Annotated in this window: 21 protein-coding genes; 13 read left to right on the top strand and 8 right to left on the bottom strand. The window is 57.6% G+C overall.

The features are described 5' to 3' along the window. Positions 1 to 114: 114 nt before the first annotated feature. A complete protein-coding gene (gene codY / locus CVV65_RS11865; protein ID WP_041305860.1) occupies positions 115 to 888 on the bottom strand; it encodes a GTP-sensing pleiotropic transcriptional regulator CodY in 774 nt (257 codons plus the stop codon). Between the two features lie 540 nt (positions 889 to 1,428). Between codY and CVV65_RS11860 the strand changes: the two genes are divergently transcribed. The 4 genes from CVV65_RS11860 (at position 1,429) to queF (ending at position 4,143) form a co-directional block, all read left to right on the top strand. Further along, positions 1,429 to 1,635 carry an AbrB/MazE/SpoVT family DNA-binding domain-containing protein gene (locus CVV65_RS11860; protein ID WP_157935505.1) on the top strand — a complete coding sequence of 69 codons (207 nt, stop codon included), beginning with the start codon at positions 1,429 to 1,431 and terminating at the stop codon, positions 1,633 to 1,635. Positions 1,636 to 1,780: 145 nt separating this feature from the next. Next, positions 1,781 to 3,031: a Glu/Leu/Phe/Val family dehydrogenase gene (locus tag CVV65_RS11855; RefSeq protein ID WP_100669466.1), complete on the top strand. Its 1,251-nt coding sequence runs from the start codon at positions 1,781 to 1,783 to the stop codon at positions 3,029 to 3,031. Positions 3,032 to 3,033: 2 nt separating this feature from the next. After that, a complete protein-coding gene (pyrE, locus tag CVV65_RS11850) occupies positions 3,034 to 3,693 on the top strand; it encodes an orotate phosphoribosyltransferase (protein ID WP_100668302.1) in 660 nt (219 codons plus the stop codon). Positions 3,694 to 3,717: 24 nt separating this feature from the next. Beyond that, positions 3,718 to 4,143, top strand: coding sequence for a preQ(1) synthase (gene queF, locus CVV65_RS11845; RefSeq protein ID WP_100668301.1), 426 nt, complete (start codon positions 3,718 to 3,720; stop codon positions 4,141 to 4,143). Between the two features lie 40 nt (positions 4,144 to 4,183). On the opposite strand, the gene CVV65_RS11840 is transcribed toward queF, so the two are convergent. After that, positions 4,184 to 4,396 (bottom strand): twin-arginine translocase TatA/TatE family subunit, encoded by a 213-nt coding sequence (locus CVV65_RS11840; protein WP_100669464.1) that lies wholly within the window; start codon positions 4,394 to 4,396, stop codon positions 4,184 to 4,186. A 148-nt stretch (positions 4,397 to 4,544) separates the two neighbouring features. Between CVV65_RS11840 and moaD the strand changes: the two genes are divergently transcribed. The 3 genes from moaD (at position 4,545) to CVV65_RS11825 (ending at position 6,472) form a co-directional block, all read left to right on the top strand. Then, entirely contained in the window at positions 4,545 to 4,823 is a 279-nt protein-coding gene (gene moaD / locus CVV65_RS16800) for a molybdopterin converting factor subunit 1 (RefSeq protein ID WP_157935504.1), read from the top strand. A gap of 20 nt (positions 4,824 to 4,843) precedes the next feature. Then, positions 4,844 to 5,275: a molybdenum cofactor biosynthesis protein MoaE gene (locus CVV65_RS11830; RefSeq protein ID WP_407928406.1), complete on the top strand. Its 432-nt coding sequence runs from the start codon at positions 4,844 to 4,846 to the stop codon at positions 5,273 to 5,275. A gap of 69 nt (positions 5,276 to 5,344) precedes the next feature. Then, positions 5,345 to 6,472, top strand: coding sequence for a citrate synthase (locus tag CVV65_RS11825; protein ID WP_100668299.1), 1,128 nt, complete (start codon positions 5,345 to 5,347; stop codon positions 6,470 to 6,472). Between the two features lie 93 nt (positions 6,473 to 6,565). Here the strand turns inward: CVV65_RS11825 and CVV65_RS11820 are convergent, their stop codons facing one another. Then, on the bottom strand, positions 6,566 to 6,781 hold the full coding sequence (locus tag CVV65_RS11820; protein WP_100668298.1) for an alpha/beta-type small acid-soluble spore protein: 216 nt from the start codon (positions 6,779 to 6,781) through the stop codon (positions 6,566 to 6,568). A gap of 204 nt (positions 6,782 to 6,985) precedes the next feature. Here CVV65_RS11820 and CVV65_RS11815 point away from each other — a divergent pair, with 204 nt between their 5' ends. Continuing rightward, positions 6,986 to 7,543, top strand: coding sequence for a phage holin, LLH family (locus CVV65_RS11815; protein WP_157935503.1), 558 nt, complete (start codon positions 6,986 to 6,988; stop codon positions 7,541 to 7,543). 32 nt (positions 7,544 to 7,575) lie between these two features. Here CVV65_RS11815 and CVV65_RS11810 read toward each other — a convergent pair whose 3' ends face one another. Then, positions 7,576 to 7,995, bottom strand: a complete 420-nt coding sequence (locus tag CVV65_RS11810; RefSeq protein ID WP_100668296.1) for a CBS domain-containing protein — start codon at positions 7,993 to 7,995, stop codon at positions 7,576 to 7,578. Positions 7,996 to 7,999: 4 nt separating this feature from the next. Then, a complete protein-coding gene (locus tag CVV65_RS11805) occupies positions 8,000 to 8,326 on the bottom strand; it encodes a hypothetical protein (RefSeq protein WP_100668295.1) in 327 nt (108 codons plus the stop codon). Positions 8,327 to 8,508: 182 nt separating this feature from the next. On the opposite strand from CVV65_RS11805, the gene CVV65_RS11800 reads away from it, so the two are divergent. Further along, positions 8,509 to 10,164, top strand: coding sequence for a putative polysaccharide biosynthesis protein (locus CVV65_RS11800; RefSeq protein ID WP_100668294.1), 1,656 nt, complete (start codon positions 8,509 to 8,511; stop codon positions 10,162 to 10,164). Positions 10,165 to 10,209: 45 nt separating this feature from the next. Continuing rightward, complete coding sequence (locus tag CVV65_RS11795) at positions 10,210 to 10,458, top strand: DUF3905 domain-containing protein (RefSeq protein ID WP_100668293.1); 249 nt, start codon at positions 10,210 to 10,212, stop codon at positions 10,456 to 10,458. Positions 10,459 to 10,509: 51 nt separating this feature from the next. On the opposite strand, the gene CVV65_RS11790 is transcribed toward CVV65_RS11795, so the two are convergent. Together CVV65_RS11790 and CVV65_RS16795 are read right to left on the bottom strand one after the other, a co-directional pair. Beyond that, a complete protein-coding gene (locus CVV65_RS11790; RefSeq protein WP_100668292.1) occupies positions 10,510 to 11,511 on the bottom strand; it encodes a M23 family metallopeptidase in 1,002 nt (333 codons plus the stop codon). 21 nt (positions 11,512 to 11,532) lie between these two features. Beyond that, entirely contained in the window at positions 11,533 to 11,685 is a 153-nt protein-coding gene (locus tag CVV65_RS16795) for a hypothetical protein (protein WP_157935502.1), read from the bottom strand. Positions 11,686 to 11,883: 198 nt separating this feature from the next. On the opposite strand from CVV65_RS16795, the gene CVV65_RS11785 reads away from it, so the two are divergent. The 3 genes from CVV65_RS11785 (at position 11,884) to CVV65_RS11775 (ending at position 13,895) form a co-directional block, all read left to right on the top strand. After that, positions 11,884 to 12,507 (top strand): DUF47 domain-containing protein, encoded by a 624-nt coding sequence (locus tag CVV65_RS11785; protein WP_100668291.1) that lies wholly within the window; start codon positions 11,884 to 11,886, stop codon positions 12,505 to 12,507. Continuing rightward, positions 12,500 to 13,513, top strand: a complete 1,014-nt coding sequence (locus CVV65_RS11780; protein ID WP_100668290.1) for an inorganic phosphate transporter — start codon at positions 12,500 to 12,502, stop codon at positions 13,511 to 13,513. The genes CVV65_RS11785 and CVV65_RS11780 overlap by 8 nt, the downstream gene beginning before the upstream one ends. A gap of 61 nt (positions 13,514 to 13,574) precedes the next feature. Then, on the top strand, positions 13,575 to 13,895 hold the full coding sequence (locus CVV65_RS11775; RefSeq protein WP_133121295.1) for a hypothetical protein: 321 nt from the start codon (positions 13,575 to 13,577) through the stop codon (positions 13,893 to 13,895). Positions 13,896 to 13,930: 35 nt separating this feature from the next. Here CVV65_RS11775 and CVV65_RS11770 read toward each other — a convergent pair whose 3' ends face one another. After that, on the bottom strand, positions 13,931 to 14,776 hold the full coding sequence (locus CVV65_RS11770) for a zinc metalloprotease HtpX (protein WP_100668288.1): 846 nt from the start codon (positions 14,774 to 14,776) through the stop codon (positions 13,931 to 13,933). Positions 14,777 to 14,786 lie beyond the last annotated feature (10 nt).

Here is a 14,786-nt window from a genome sequence, read left to right as displayed (position 1 = left end):
TCAAGCCTCGGCGCACCGGTCTGCTGCGGGGTTTCCGGCTTTAAATAGGCGGGACGCTGGGATGATCCCGGCGCCCCGCTCATAGGATAGAGATGGAGTTTTTTGCGGGTCGGTTCAGACCACAGCTTTTCTCAGCACGTCCCGCAAAAAGGGATTGAGGATGCGCAGATAGGTCCCCTTCATCCCGAGGGACCGACTGTCCACCAAACCGGCGCTTTGAAGTTTGCGCACGGCGTTGACCACTACGGAGCGGGTGATCCCGCCTTCGTCGGCCACTCGGCTGGCTACGATCACGCCGTCGTCGCCCTTGAGCGCGTTCATGATCGACATGACCGCCTGCACTTCGGAATACGACAGGTTATCGAAAGCGAGTTGCGCCATCATGCGCTTGCGGGCTTCCTCCTGCCGCTGAATCTGTTTCGCGCGAAGAATCTCCATGGCCACGATGGTTGCGGCGTATTCCGCCAAGATAATGTCTTCGTCGGTAAACTTTCGATCCAGTCGGGCAAGCAACATCGTTCCCAGGCGTTCTCCCCCGCCGACCACCGGAACGATCATGATGTTCTTCTGACGGAACGTCTCGTTTTCTTCTTCGGAAAACACATATAGCTTCTCTTTGTTCTGAAGGTTGACCGCCGTTTCGCTGAAGCTGAGCAATGTGTCGTTGAATGCGCCGGGGAACCGCCCGTCGACATTCATGATGCGTTCCCATTCCGCAGTCAGGGCGTACTCGGCCATGCCGTAACCCAGAATCTTGCCGCTTTTGCTGACCACGTAGACGTTGGCCCGCAAGGTTTCACTCAGGAGTTCCGACATCTCTTTAAAATCAATGGACTCGGCTGCCGATTTCTGCAACAGCACGTTCATTCGATGAACCTTTTCCAACATGCTACCCACTGTGATCCACTCCTTTATAAAATCTCATTTTCTTTTCGGCGAAGTGTCGGGGGAGATACAAGCCCGATCTATCGAAAGTCTTGAAGACTTCGCGCCAACGATTTCATACAGTATTATAACACAAATCGACAAAATGAATTTGAATATATTGTGTACAATTTTCTGCGCCGCTATACGATGACATCAAATTGTCCTAAGGATCTCATGACGAGGAACCTGCGAGGAGGTTGAGGCCGATGTCTTGTATTGACCGCTACGACTGTCCCATTCATTGGTTCACGCATCCCGACTGTCCGGTTCGCCCGTTTCGTTGGCAAAGGGATTGGAAACAAGAGGGTCTTCTTTGCCCCCGCCCGGAGTTGCGACAAAGTGCGAAGGCGAATCCCGATTCCCCCTTCTCCGACGACTCGCCCCGCTCGGGCAGGCCGTAGTGGGGTCGCGTATCTATATCATGCCACCTGGGCGGGTTTCCAACCCGCGCGGCTCAGACCAAACTTGTATGAGGAACAAACCCCGAGGATATAAATGACGATGGACGACCATTTGAACGCGCGGGCGGTGAGAACGATGAAAAATGAACCTCGTGAAGAGCTGGAAGGGTGGATTCTGGGCGTGGACGAGGAGGGGGCGGTGCATCTGCCTGAGCCGGTGATGAAGGCCCTCGGAATTGAACCCGGCGATCCGGTAGAATGGTCCATTACAGGGGATGGGTTGGAGCTGCGGAGGGGGCGCTTTTGACCCCCGCCCCCGGCGCTCTCTCGCGTCCTTTCGCTTTTTTCGATTATAATGGGAAACGAGAGGGGCGGCCTCTCGCATCAAGAGGAGAGCGGCGTGGGGAGGGGACATCGTGAAGGCCCAAAAACGACTGATTCAAGGCGCCAGCATGCCCTCTGTGTCGCGCAGTTTGTTTGAGGCGACTCAGGAGGTCATTCAACAAGCGTTAAAGAAACTCGGATATTCAGATGCCACATACGAGCTGCTTCGGGAACCCCTGCGGGTTTTAACCGTCCGCATCCCGGTTCGCATGGATGACGGTTCAGTGAAAGTGTTCACCGGTTACCGTGTTCAACATAATGATGCGGTTGGCCCGACCAAGGGGGGAATTCGCTTTCACCCCGATGTGACCGAGGAGGAAGTGAAGGCCCTGGCATTATGGATGTCCCTGAAAGCAGGCATTTTTGAACTGCCTTTCGGCGGGGGAAAAGGTGGCATCGTGTGTGATCCACGGACCATGTCCTTGGGAGAACTGGAACGTTTATCCCGGGGATATGTCCGGGCGGTGAGCCAGATTGTCGGGCCCGCGAAGGACATCCCGGCGCCGGATGTGTACACCAATGCCCAAGTGATGGCTTGGATGTACGACGAATACAGCCGGATCCGGGAATATGATTCTCCATCCTTTATCAGCGGTAAACCGATCGTACTCGGGGGTTCGAGGGGGCGGGAGAAAGCCACGGCTCTCGGTGTGGTCATCGCAACCCGGGAAGCGGCGAAGACTCTCGGGATGGAACTTGCTGGATCCCGGGTGATCGTCCAAGGATTCGGGAATGTGGGTAGCCATGTCGCAGAGATCTTGCACGCAGAAGGGGCAAAGGTGGTGGGGATCAGTGACGCCGGGGGCGCGCTGTATAAGCCCGACGGCCTCGATATTCCCCATTTGCTCGATCGCCGGGATTCTTTCGGCATGGTGACGAACTTATTCAAGAATGAACGCATCCCGAACGAGGAATTGCTGACAAAGGAATGCGATATCTTGATTCCCGCGGCGATTGAAAATCAGATCCGGGAAGACAATGCCGACCAGATTCGGGCCCGGATCGTGGTGGAAGCGGCGAACGGCCCGACGACTCTGGAAGCGACCCGCATTCTCGACCGGCGAGGGATTCTCGTGATTCCTGATATCTTGGCCAATGCCGGGGGGGTAACTGTTTCGTATTTTGAATGGGTGCAGAACAACCAGGGGTTTTATTGGACCGAGGAGGAAGTGAACCGGCGGTTGGCCCAGATGATGGTGGCAGCCGTACATAAAGTGTTGGGCATGGCGAAAAGTCATCAGGTTGATACCCGGTTGGCGGCCTACATGGTCGGGATTCGGCGGTTGGCGGAAGCGGTACAACTGCGCGGGTGGGTTTGACGATGGGCGTGGAATCGGTGGCTCGGTTGATCGCCGGGCATCTGTTGGATATCGGTGCTGTATTCTTGCGCCCGGAGGAGCCTTTTGTCTGGACATCGGGGATCCGCTCGCCGATTTATTGCGATAACCGTCTGATCATCTCGTATCCCCGGGTGCGGGAGGCTGTTGCCGACGCCATGGTGGAAGAAATTCGCCGGCGCTGGCCGGAGGCGCAGGGAGTGGCCGGCACGGCCACGGCGGGGATCCCCCATGCAGCCTGGGTGGCCGATCGCCTTCGTCTCCCCATGGTATACGTCCGGGATAAAGCGAAGGGACACGGTACCGTCAACCGGGTTGAAGGACGCCTTGCTGCGGGGTCCAAAACGGTGGTGGTGGAAGATTTGATTTCCACTGGAGGCAGCGCACTCAGTACCGTGTCTGCCCTTCGGGAGGTCGGTTATGTTCCCATGGGGGTGGCGGCGGTGGTTACCTATGAGTTTCGTGAAGCCAAGGAAGCCTTTGCCCGGGCCGGGGTGCCGTGGTTTGCGTTGACCGATTACTCCACGTTGATTGAGCTGGCCACGGAGCGTGGATTTGTCACCGAGGATCAGCGAAGGATTTTAGAGGAATTTAGGTCAGACCCACACCATTGGCCTCCCTCTCGCCCTCCACAGTTTTCCTGAGACCAAACGGGAAGGGGAAGAACGTTGTCGACAACACCGTCGAAAGAACTGGAAGTCGTACCGAACCCGCACCCGGATCGGGACTATGAAGTCCGGATCGAGTGTCCGGAGTTTACAGCCCTGTGTCCGAAAACCGGACAACCCGATTTTGCCGTGATCTATTTTCGCTATATTCCGGGGCCGTCGATCGTCGAGCTGAAATCTTTAAAACTGTACCTCTGGAGTTTTCGCGATGAAGGGCATTTTCACGAAGACGTGACCAACCGGATTCTGAAGGATTTTGTTGCGGCGGCCCAGCCGCGTTGGTTGGAGGTTATCGGTGAGTTCAATGTCCGGGGGGGAATCTACACCACCGTGAGGGCAGTTTACCAAGATCCAGGGTGGACGCCGGATCCCTCTGTCGCCCAGAGCCTGGCTGCCCCTGCTTGGCCCCGGCGGCGCAGTGGTTGATGCAACAGGGCGGAGTTGAACAAAAAAAGGCCGCGAAGGATTAAACCTCGCGGTCTTTTGATGTCTGTGCTTGCTGTACAGTAGGTGTCTCCTGTTTGTCGTCAGTACTGGTCACATCCCGCACCGAATCTTTGAATTCCCGCAGCCCTCGTCCTACGGCCCTGCCGATCTCCGGGAGTTTGCTCGGACCGAAAACCACCAAGGCAATGATGAGTATCAGAATCAAACCGGGAAAACCGATGTTTGACAGCATGGCGTTCACCTCCCGGGCCATCGCCACTCATAGGCTTATGTTTAGGATATACCCAAAAATCCCGGCTGACAACCGTTCCGGAGGGTGGAAACTGTCGATTTTACGACACATCCCGTTGGTCTTTGCGTCGCGGGGGAGTACAATGACAATGGGCGAACCGGTGGGAAGGAGCGTGAGCATCGTGCGGGTGAACGTGTTATGGTTTGCGGAGCTGGCAGATCGAATGAACGAGCGGGAGACCGTGATCGAACTCCCCGAAGGAGTCGCAGTCCGGGATCTCCGGGATCGGGTCGGGGATCAATTCGGTCATATCGCCGATCTCTTGGACCGCTGCATGGTGGCGATCAATGGGGAGTACGCCGGGCCGGAACGCGTCCTGAAATCGGGGGATCAGGTGGCGTTTATTCCGCCGGTCAGTGGAGGCTGAGGTTGATGTCGGAAAGGATGCTGCGGGAGGAACGGTTTCGGGTCGTGACGGAACCCATCGACGTTTCTGAGGTCATCTCCTGGGTGACCGGCCCGGACATGGGGGCAATCGTTCCGTTTCTCGGGACGGTTCGGGAATGGACGGAGGGGAAACGGACTTTGTATTTGGAATACGACGCCTATGTGGGGATGGCCAGGCGGACGCTTTTTCAGATCGGTGACGAGATCGAAAGCCGTTGGCCCGGAGCGAGGGCGGCCATTGTTCATCGGATCGGCCGTCTAGAGGTCGGGGATATCGCCGTGGTGGTGGCGGTGGCGTCCCCGCACCGGGAGGACGCTTTTGAGGCCAGCCGATACGGCATCGAGCGCATTAAACAGGTTGTGCCGATATGGAAAAAAGAACATTGGGAGGATGGTACGGCCTGGATCGGGCACCAATCCGGACCGAGGTGATACGGGGAATCCCCACCCGGGGTTGGGGCATCCTAACACGGGAAATTTCATTCGCTGGAGGAAGACGGCATGGGAGAACAAACGTTTCGCGAAGGTCTCGAAGACGTGGTTGTGGCCGAATCGCAGATCTGCTTTATTGATGGGAAAAAAGGTCGGTTGATCTATCGCGGATACGATATTCACGATTTGGCGACTCATTCCACCTTTGAGGAAGTCGTGTTTCTGTTGTGGCATGGTCGATTGCCGAAAAAGAGTGAGCTGGATGATCTCAAGGCCCAGTTGCACCGACATCAATCATTGCCTGAGCCAGTGGCTAAGGCCATGAGCAGCTTTCCGCAATCGGCGTCCCCTATGGAGGTGTTGCGGACCACCGTCTCCTTGTTATCGACGTATGACGCCGAGGCGGGAGAAACTTCCAGGGACGCGAATCTGCGAAAAGCGGCCCGGCTGGTGGCACAGTTGCCGACCATTGTCGCGGCCTGGGAGCAGCTCCGTCATGGCCGGGATCCCATCGCTCCCCGGGATGACCTATCGATCGCGGGGAATTTTTTGTATATGCTGTTTGGTGAAGAACCGAGCCCCGCCCATCAGCGGGTGTTTGATACGGCCCTGATCCTTCACGCAGACCACGAACTGAATGCCTCCACCTTCTCTGCCCGGGTGACCGCCGCAACCCTCTCCGACCTGTATTCGGCCATCACCTCGGCCATCGGCACGCTTAAGGGCCCCCTTCATGGAGGGGCCAATGAACAGGTGATGAAGATGCTTCTGGACATCGGGGAGGTCGACCGGGCGGAATCTTGGGTGAAACAGGCTCTGGCTGAGAAAAAAAAGATCATGGGTTTCGGTCACCGCGTCTACCGAACGGAGGATCCCCGGGCGACCCATTTGCGCAAAATGTCCGAGCAGATGGGGAAAGAGGCCGGGGATCTAAAATGGTACGAGATTTCTCAAGCGGTGGAACGGGTGGTGCGGGAAGAGAAGGGTTTGTACCCAAATGTCGATTTTTACTCTGCTTCTACGTATTATTCCATGGGGATCCCCGTGGATTTATTCACGCCGATCTTTGCAGTGAGCCGAATTGCCGGGTGGACGGCCCACGTGCTGGAGCAGTACGAACACAACCGGCTCATTCGTCCCCGGGCGGAATATGTCGGGCCTCAGGACCTGACTTACGTGCCCTTGGATCAGCGTTAAAACTCAAGGCTATCTCGATGCACCTGGAGCCCCAGATGAAAACCCCCCACAGCGCCAAGTGGGGGGTTTTTGTGACCGATAGAATACCGTTCGTTATTGCCGGCCAGCAAGTTGCTGTTCAGCCAAGGCAACGAGTTTTCGCGTGATGTTTCCTCCGATGGCACCGGTATCCCGGGTCGTCATCGTTCCCCAATACCCGTCTTGGGGGGTTGCGATCCCCAACTCGGAAGCCACTTCATACTTCAGCTGGTCCAGGGCTCGGGTCGCCGCCTGCACGACCAGGGCATTTCGTTTCTGTCCTTGAGCCATCTCGTTCACCTCCTTTGGTGGTGTGATCTTATTGTTCCCGGGGTCTACGGGCCTAGCCTAACACTTTCTTCCTCTTCTACAAAAGTTGTTTGCGTCACGGCGTGCAAGATGCACATCAAAAGTGGAGATCTCTTCTCACCATCGCACCCCGGGGAGGTGTTATCGCATAGGGTGGGAAAAAGGAACAGGAAGGAGGGACCGCCGATGGACCCCTGGTGGGTACCTCTCGCCAATCAGCTGGTGTTGTTCGTGTTGCAGTTTTTGGCGGCCCTGGGTTTGGCCTTGCTTCACCTGGCCGGGCGGAAGGTGGCCGATTATCTTCGGATGCACGCGACGAAGGCACAGAGGGATTTGCTGGCTTGTCTGGCCGCCGAGGCCTTTTCCTTTGCTGAAACCGTGTATAGGGACTCCGATGGTCCGGCTAAACTGGAACAAGCTATGGGATATCTCAGCCAGCGTCTGCGCCAGCACGGGGTGACGGTTACGCCCGAGGAAATGCGGGCTGCCGTGGAACAAGCCTGGCTTCAGGACCGCCGCAATCACGGGCCCGGGACCCTGAAACAACAGCGTCCCGAGACGGTACCGGCGGGGGACTTGCCGGGAGGAAGCGGGAATGGCTCCCCGACCCCTCCGGGAAACGGCGGGTCGGTGAATCCCGTACCGGGGTGGGCCATTGCTTATGATCCCCCCGGTGGACAGGCCGGACCGCCCGGACTCAAGCTAAGAAACTCTGTCAACAAAGGAGGACAGGGGCTCGCGTGAGTCCCTGTCCTCGGGGTTGGGCCATGAACGTGTTAATGGACGCCCTGGGAAATGCCGCTCAGCGCTTCGCCGGCCTCGTCCTGGTGAATCGCCGTGACCGCCAAGTCCCCGATGGCCACCATGCCCACCAGTTTGCCCTGGTCCACCACGGGCAGCCGGCGGATTTGATGCTGAGACATCAGGTCGGAGGCTTGATGCACATCCATATCCGGGGTTCCGGTGATGGGGTTGGTGGTCATGCAGTCTTTAACCGCCGTGGTGGCGGGATCTTTCCCCGCGGCGATACATTTTAAGACGATGTCCCGGTCTGTGCAGATACCCACCAGTTTATCTTTGTCCACTACTGGCACCGACCCTACGTTGATATCGTTCATCACCCGGGCGGCGTCCTTACAGGTGGAAGCCGGGGATACGTAGGACACTTGGGTGGTCATCAGGTCTTTTAGCTTCATGGATTCATCCCCTCCCGCTTTTAATATGTCCTCCCCACCCGGCAAAATTACATGCCGCTAAGCCCGCGAGGGCGGTGGCTGCCTCCCAGGGAAGGGTGCGGCCCGCAGGGTCGAACCATGTGGCGGTTCCGGGCCACCAAAGGGCGATCACCGGATGCACCAGGAAGAAAATGCTCATGATCAATACGTACCATACCGCTGCGGCATCCCCGAAACGACAGGCGACCATTCCCCCGATACCCATGACGATCAGGGGGACGTTCCGCAGGCAGAGGCCTGCGCCAAAGCACAACCAGGCGAGCAGTCTCCCGCCGAAAACCGGACCTGGCAATCGCCGCCCCTCCTTTCGATCGGCTGTCGTCCTATTTCTATACGGACGAACGCGAGACTAGACGCGGGACCGGGGAGCAGAGCTGGCGGGTCGCCCATAGGGTCTCCTCCTTGTCTGGATCGACAAAACAGGTTAGAGTAGGGGCAGCGACGTGATGCGGGTGAAGCTCGAGGGAAAGGGCGATGGAGGGTTTGAAGGAAAAACGCACGGCGGCTCAGCATTTTGTCCACGGCACCTTGTTCCTGAGTGCGGCCGTATTCTTTTGTAAATTGCTCGGGCTCATTTATATCGTACCCTTGCAGCATCTGATTGCCGATCGGGGTGTCGGGATCCATAACGCCGCTTACCCGATTTATAATATTTTTCTTCAGATCTCCACCGCCGGTTTGCCCTTGGCCATTTCGAAATTCGTTTCCGAGTACAATGCGAAAGGCGATTACCGCACGAGCGAGCGCCTATACCGGGCACTGTTGGTCATGATGTGGTTCAGCGGCCTGCTGTTTGCCGCGATCCAATATTTTGGTGCCCCGGCCTATGTACGATATTTTGCCGGGGACAACAAAGACGTGATCCCAGCCGTTCAGGCCATGGCCCCGGCTCTGCTCGTATTCCCGGTAATCGCCATTATGAGGGGATATTTTCAAGGATGGCAAATGGTAGAACCAACTGGCTACTCCCAGGTGGTGGAGCAGGTCGTGCGGGTGGTGACGGTTCTTGGCATCGCTTATGCGATGAGCAAGTGGGGGGCCCCGGTGGAACAGATTGCCGCCATCAGCACCCTGGGGGCTTTCACCGGCGGGTTGGCGGCCTTGTGGTGGTTGGTGGGGACCTCTCGTAAGCATCGGCCCGGCGTGCGGGCATTGCTCCGGAAAAGCATGGTGTCCACCGCCGTGCCCATTGGACGGCTTCTCGCCCGGGTGGTGGTTTACGCCATACCGATCAGCTTGGGAGCGCTGGTGGTTCCGCTGTTTAATCAAGCGGATGTCTCCACCGTCACGATGTCTCTGGTTCACCAAGTGGGCCTTTCTCAAGATGAGGCGATGGCCCAATTCGGCATTTTGAGCGGGCGGGCGCAGAAAATCATCGCCATTCCCGCCACGTTTGCCACGACGGTGGCGCTGACGATCATCCCGCTTGTATCCGAGGCGTATGCAATAAGAAATTATGCGGGGGTTCAGAGGTTCGCCGCTTTATCTTTGCGCGCCTCTATTCTCATCGCTTTGCCCGCCGGGGTGGGACTTGCCCTTTTAGCGGGTCCGACCAACATCTTGTTGTTTGGGAACGATGCCGGCACTGCCGCCATTGCCATCCTGGCGCTTTCCACCGTTTTCAGCACTCTCGAATCGGTTTCCTCAAGCGTCTTACAAGGGATGGGGATGACCGTCCGCCCGGTGGTGAATCTCTTTATCGGCTTGATTCTTAAAGTGGTACTAAACCTGTGGTGGGTCCCTTTGTGGGGCATCGGAGGTGCCGCGGCGGCGTCGGTGGTCTCGTATTGGGTCGCTGCCGAATTGAATCTTTACCAGATGAAACGGTTGACTTCCCTGCGCCTATCTCCCATTGCCCTCTGGGGAAAGCCAATGTTGGCAACGGTAGGCATGGTGGCTGCCGTCCAATTGTGGCAGTGGGTTTTCGGGGGATGGATGGGGGATCATCACTCTCGATGGGTGTTGGCTTTGGAACTGGGCAGCGCAGTGATGATCGGCGTCGGGGTGTTTGCGGTGTTGGCTGTTCTTCTCGGGGCGGTGGCGCCAAAGGAAGTCGAGTCCCTGCCCCGGGTCGGGCCTGCGGTGGCGCGGCTGCTCCGTACGGTGGGACCGCGGGGGGTTCAGCGTTAAGGAGCCGAGAAATCGGGCACAGTAATACCGGGAGGTGGCGTCAAAATGAATGAACGCGTACCCGCCGGGCAAAAGGCCGAACAGGATGCCAGGTGGCGGGAGACTCCCTTGGATTACTGGAGTATCTACGTCGACCCCGCAGCCTTGTCGGGGCAGCAGTGGGTCGACAATCCACGAGACCCTGGGTCGCAAAGAGAAGAGAACGAGGAGACCCGGGAGGATATAGAGCGGAGGCTTCAGAGAGGGGAATTGTTCATGCATCCAGTCCGGGACGTCACCCACCGAAACGAGTAAAAACCACAAAACGGGGGTCATCCCCCCGTTTTTTTTTTCGCCCAGGGTCCCTTATCTTTTTGTCTGTTTCCGTTCCTCCCGCTCCCACTGAACCAAGTTGGGGTAGGGATTAACCGGCCATTCTTCGCTGCCTGCGTCGATGTACATGCCGTAATGAAGATGGGGAGGGAATTTTCCCGATGTGCCTTTTCGACCGTATCCAGAGCTTCCCACATACCCGATGACCTGTCCGGGTTTGACGATTTGACCGATGGACAGGCCTTTTGCGTATCCCGAGAGATGGGCGAAATAATGGTAAGTGTTGTCGACATCCCTAATGCCGATTCTCCATCCCCCGTAGGGATTCCATCCTTTTGTTTCCACATATCCCCAGACGGTGCTGCGGACCGGGGTGCCGTAGGGTGCAAAAAGGTCGGTCCCCACGTGGATCCGGCGTCCTCCCCATCCCCGGGCCTGACCCCAAGTATTGCGATAAGTATATGAGCTTCGCAACGGGAGGGGAAAGGCGTGCCGGGACATTTCCGCAGGGGTGTGGGTGGCGAATAAGGTTGAAAACAGCGTGATCCGTTCGACGATGACACTGTCCTCGTACCATTGCCAGAGGCTGCGTCGAATTTCCGGGGTGGCGGTCCCTCCGTTTCGGGACAGCCAGTCCAGCACCGAGCAGGTGCGGTCGCGGGCACTCCGGATATCGCATCGCCCGTCCCCATCCCCATCTCGTCCCACGCCATCAAACACGAAAATGGAAGGTGCGTCCTCAAGACCCGGGTTACCGAGACCGAGCCACAGCGGCCGATCCGGGCCGTTGAGTTGGGTAAATTTACCGATATGAATATGGCTTTCATAGGCCCACACCGCCTGCACCCAGGCTTTCGGCACCCGGTAGGCCCTGGACCACTGTTCGACAGGCGCTTCCCGGACGAAGGCCGGGCTTTGTCGGGTGGCCACCGGACCTCCCACCTCCGCCTCAGCCGTGGCGACTCCAGCGGCAGGGCGAACACTCGATAGAGACATCAGCAGGGTGCAGACCATGAGGAATCGGCGCCCGGTCATCAGGACATCCCGCCCTTCGCATCAGTACTCGTCATTCCGCGTCAACTCCCCGATGAGCTGTTCAGGCGTCTCCCGGTGAAGGTACTTCGTAATGCGGGCATGTGAGGGGTCGGCGATATCAAAATAAAAATATTTCACTCCCCGATAGTGCCGGCGCACCGGTTTTTTTCGCACGAAAAACGTCCTCCTCTCCGGTTTGGTTGCCCGGGGCAGTGCTGGTCTTTTGTAGTATGGTTCACAACGGTAAAGAATGTGTTAGGGAACTTTTGTCTTTCCCTTGCCTGGCAAAAGGTGTCCTCGGTACAATGAAAGAGGAATCGATCAACCGTTCGGTTAGCGAAGGGTGGACGTTGACAGGGGGACTCTGCGATCATGTTACATCTCGGGCCGCGGAACGATGTTTTTTTTGACCTTCTCGAAAAAGAAGTGGCGAATCTGTACGAAGGGGCGCGGCAGTTACTCAGTTTAGTGAACGATTACACCGATCCCCAAACAAAGGTGGATCGCCTGCTAGAAATTGAACATCGAGGAGATGACATAACCCGGGAGATCATCGAACGACTCAATAAGACCTTCATCACGCCCATCGAACGAGAGGACATTTCGGGCCTTGCTTTTACCATTGACGACGTTCTGGACATGGTTGCCGGGGTGGGAGACCGCATGCTTTTGTATGAAGTAGGCCACCCGACCCCTGAGGTGGTGGAGATGTGCAAAGATATGGAGCGGGCGACGGGGGCCCTGGTCAAACTGATACACGAGATGCGAAGGCTGTCTTTTGATTCGGTTCGTTCTTTATGCGAGGAAGTGAAACGCTGGGAGATGGACGCGGACCAGCTGTATCGGCGATCGGTGGCCAAGCTGTTAAACGAACCGGGATATGATCCAATCTATGTAATTAAATGGAAAGAGATTTATGAGAAACTTGAAGATGGTATGGATTTTTGCGAAGATGTCTCGAATTTGGTCGAAGGAGTCATTTTAAAGAATGCCTAGTGCCGACATCGCTCTGGTCGCTGTGGTTGTCAGCCTCGCTCTTATTTTCGACTTCATCAATGGGTTTCACGACACGGCGAACGCTGTGGCGGCGTCGATTTCGACCCGGGCCCTAAGACCCCGGACCGCGGTGGTTCTGGCGGGGCTGATGAACCTGCTAGGGGCGCTCATGTTCACGGGAGTGGCTCAGACCGTCGGCAAAGAAATCGCCAATCCCTTTGTTCTGAAAGACGGCCTTTGGATCATCGCTTCTGCGATGATTGCCGGCATTGGCTGGAATCTCGCCACGTGGTATTATGGCCTCCCCAGCAGTTCTTCCCACGCCCTCATCGGTTCTGTCGCAGGGGCGGTGCTTTCTTCTCACGGCCTGGATGCTCTACACTGGTCCGGTTTTCTGCGGATTATCCAATGGCTGATCCTCTCGCCCGTCCTGGCCTTGGTTTTCGGTTTCGCCTGGATGACCAGTCTCTTGTGGTTGGTGCGAAACGTGGCACCGTCCCGGGTGACCCGGGGTTTCCGTCGAGTTCAGGTCCTTGCCGCAGCGTTTCAGGCGTTCATGCACGGGACCAACGATGCTCAAAAAACCATGGGTGTCATCACCTTTGCCTTAATCTCCGCCGGCCACCTCCAAACGGCGGAGATTCCCTTGTGGGTGAAGCTGGTTGCAGCCACATCGATGGCGCTGGGCACGTCGGTAGGAGGGTGGCGCATCATTCGGACGGTGGGGCGTGGTATTATGAAGATGCAGCCGATTAATGGCTTTGCCTCCGATTTAACCTCATCTCTGGTCTTGTTGTGGGCGACGATTGCGAAACAGCCGGTCAGCACCACCCATGTCATCGCTTCGGCCGTGATGGGCGTAGGAGCGGCCAAGGGGGTTGCCAAGGTGAAATGGGGTGTCGCCGGGAAGATCGTGTCCGCCTGGGTGGTCACTTTGCCGGTCAGTGCCCTTCTGGCCGCATTGGTGTATCAAATCCTGGCATTGCTCATCTACATTCCCCGTTAGTCGGGCCGGGTGTTCGTGAACCGGTGGACCAGACCGGGATTGAAATGGAGAGGGGATGGTCATGATCGTCACGGTGGTCGGGCGCGCCAAGGAGAATGCTTTCGTGTATACCGACGCCGAGAATGATGCACAGCTGACGGTGGCCCGATTGTCGGTGGAGCCCTTCCTGTTAGAGGGGCACCGGGTGGAGGAGGTATTGTTGCTCCTTGCTGAAGGCGATTCGGTGCAAAGGGACAGATGGTATCAAGTATCCGGCCGAATCGCCCGGCGGCGGCTCGTCACTCGATCGGGGAAAACGCCCCGACTGCCCATCTGGGAGGTCCGGGTTTCGAGTCTCCAGCCTTTGAACGAAACAGAGAAACGCCCCCAATCCGACGGCTGACCGGATGGGGGCGTCTTGTATTCAAAGGAAACGCCTCAGATGTGCAACGCTCGCAGGCGTCGCACCCTCTCCTCGATGGGGGGATGGGTGCTGAACAGGCCGGCGATGGTCGAGCCCTTCAAGGGGTTGACGATGTACATGTGAGCGGTGGATGGGTTGACGAAAGACGGAATCTGTTGAGCGGCGGCCTCCAATTTCAAAAGGGCCGAAGCCAAGCCGTCAGGTGTTCCGGCGATCCTCGCCCCGGTGGCATCTGCCTTGAACTCCCGGGCCCTCGAGATCGCCAGTTGAATCAACGTGGCCGCGATGGGAGCCAGGATCGCCATAAACAGCCCGCCGAGGAGCCCTGGTCCCTCCTCGTCGTCCTGCCGACCAAAACCGCCAAACATCGCCCCCCACTGAATGGCGTTGGCGATCCAGGTGATGGCACCAGCCAACATGGCCGCCATACTGCTGATGAGAATGTCGCGGTTGCGCACATGGGCCAGTTCGTGAGCCAGGACGCCCTCCAGTTCGTGGGGTGTCAGGAGTCTCAGGATCCCTTCGGTGACAGCCACAGCGGCGTGTTGCGGGTTGCGGCCGGTGGCAAAGGCGTTGGGCTGGGGCGACGGGGTGATGTACACCCGAGGCATCGGCAACCCGGCCCGATCCGCCAGCCGTCGAATCATGGCGTGGAGCTGGGGGGCTTCCGATTCGGGTAGCTCTCGCGCCCCGGACATGTGCAGGGCGATGGAATCACTGAAGAAGTAGCCCACAAAATTCATGGCCACGGCCAGGATCAAGAACATCAGCGCCCCGGACGGTCCCCCCACCCATCGACCCAACAGGACCAGCAGGACCGTCAATACACCCATCAAAAACCATGTTTTCAGCGAATTCATCCGCGGCACC

It is taken from the genome of Kyrpidia spormannii, from assembly GCF_002804065.1.
Classification (GTDB): Bacteria; Bacillota; Bacilli; order Kyrpidiales; family Kyrpidiaceae; genus Kyrpidia; species Kyrpidia spormannii.
The sequence above is the reverse complement of the archived record's forward strand: the minus strand, read 5'-3'. Positions and strand labels throughout refer to the sequence as shown.

Excerpts from the sequence above, each read along its gene's own strand:
- codY (WP_041305860.1), bottom strand. The coding sequence starts at position 888 with ATGTTGGAAAAGGTTCATCGAATGAACGTGCTGTTGCAGAAATCGGCA.
- CVV65_RS11860 (WP_157935505.1), top strand. The coding sequence starts at position 1,429 with ATGGACGACCATTTGAACGCGCGGGCGGTGAGAACGATGAAAAATGAA.
- CVV65_RS11855 (WP_100669466.1), top strand. The coding sequence starts at position 1,781 with ATGCCCTCTGTGTCGCGCAGTTTGTTTGAGGCGACTCAGGAGGTCATT.
- pyrE (WP_100668302.1), top strand. The coding sequence starts at position 3,034 with ATGGGCGTGGAATCGGTGGCTCGGTTGATCGCCGGGCATCTGTTGGAT.
- CVV65_RS11840 (WP_100669464.1), bottom strand. The coding sequence starts at position 4,396 with ATGCTGTCAAACATCGGTTTTCCCGGTTTGATTCTGATACTCATCATT.
- moaD (WP_157935504.1), top strand. The coding sequence starts at position 4,545 with ATGGGCGAACCGGTGGGAAGGAGCGTGAGCATCGTGCGGGTGAACGTG.
- CVV65_RS11825 (WP_100668299.1), top strand. The coding sequence starts at position 5,345 with ATGGGAGAACAAACGTTTCGCGAAGGTCTCGAAGACGTGGTTGTGGCC.
- CVV65_RS11820 (WP_100668298.1), bottom strand. The coding sequence starts at position 6,781 with ATGGCTCAAGGACAGAAACGAAATGCCCTGGTCGTGCAGGCGGCGACC.
- CVV65_RS11815 (WP_157935503.1), top strand. The coding sequence starts at position 6,986 with ATGGACCCCTGGTGGGTACCTCTCGCCAATCAGCTGGTGTTGTTCGTG.
- CVV65_RS11810 (WP_100668296.1), bottom strand. The coding sequence starts at position 7,995 with ATGAAGCTAAAAGACCTGATGACCACCCAAGTGTCCTACGTATCCCCG.
- CVV65_RS11800 (WP_100668294.1), top strand. The coding sequence starts at position 8,509 with ATGGAGGGTTTGAAGGAAAAACGCACGGCGGCTCAGCATTTTGTCCAC.
- CVV65_RS11795 (WP_100668293.1), top strand. The coding sequence starts at position 10,210 with ATGAATGAACGCGTACCCGCCGGGCAAAAGGCCGAACAGGATGCCAGG.
- CVV65_RS11790 (WP_100668292.1), bottom strand. The coding sequence starts at position 11,511 with ATGACCGGGCGCCGATTCCTCATGGTCTGCACCCTGCTGATGTCTCTA.
- CVV65_RS11785 (WP_100668291.1), top strand. The coding sequence starts at position 11,884 with ATGTTACATCTCGGGCCGCGGAACGATGTTTTTTTTGACCTTCTCGAA.
- CVV65_RS11780 (WP_100668290.1), top strand. The coding sequence starts at position 12,500 with ATGCCTAGTGCCGACATCGCTCTGGTCGCTGTGGTTGTCAGCCTCGCT.
- CVV65_RS11775 (WP_133121295.1), top strand. The coding sequence starts at position 13,575 with ATGATCGTCACGGTGGTCGGGCGCGCCAAGGAGAATGCTTTCGTGTAT.
- CVV65_RS11770 (WP_100668288.1), bottom strand. The coding sequence starts at position 14,776 with ATGAATTCGCTGAAAACATGGTTTTTGATGGGTGTATTGACGGTCCTG.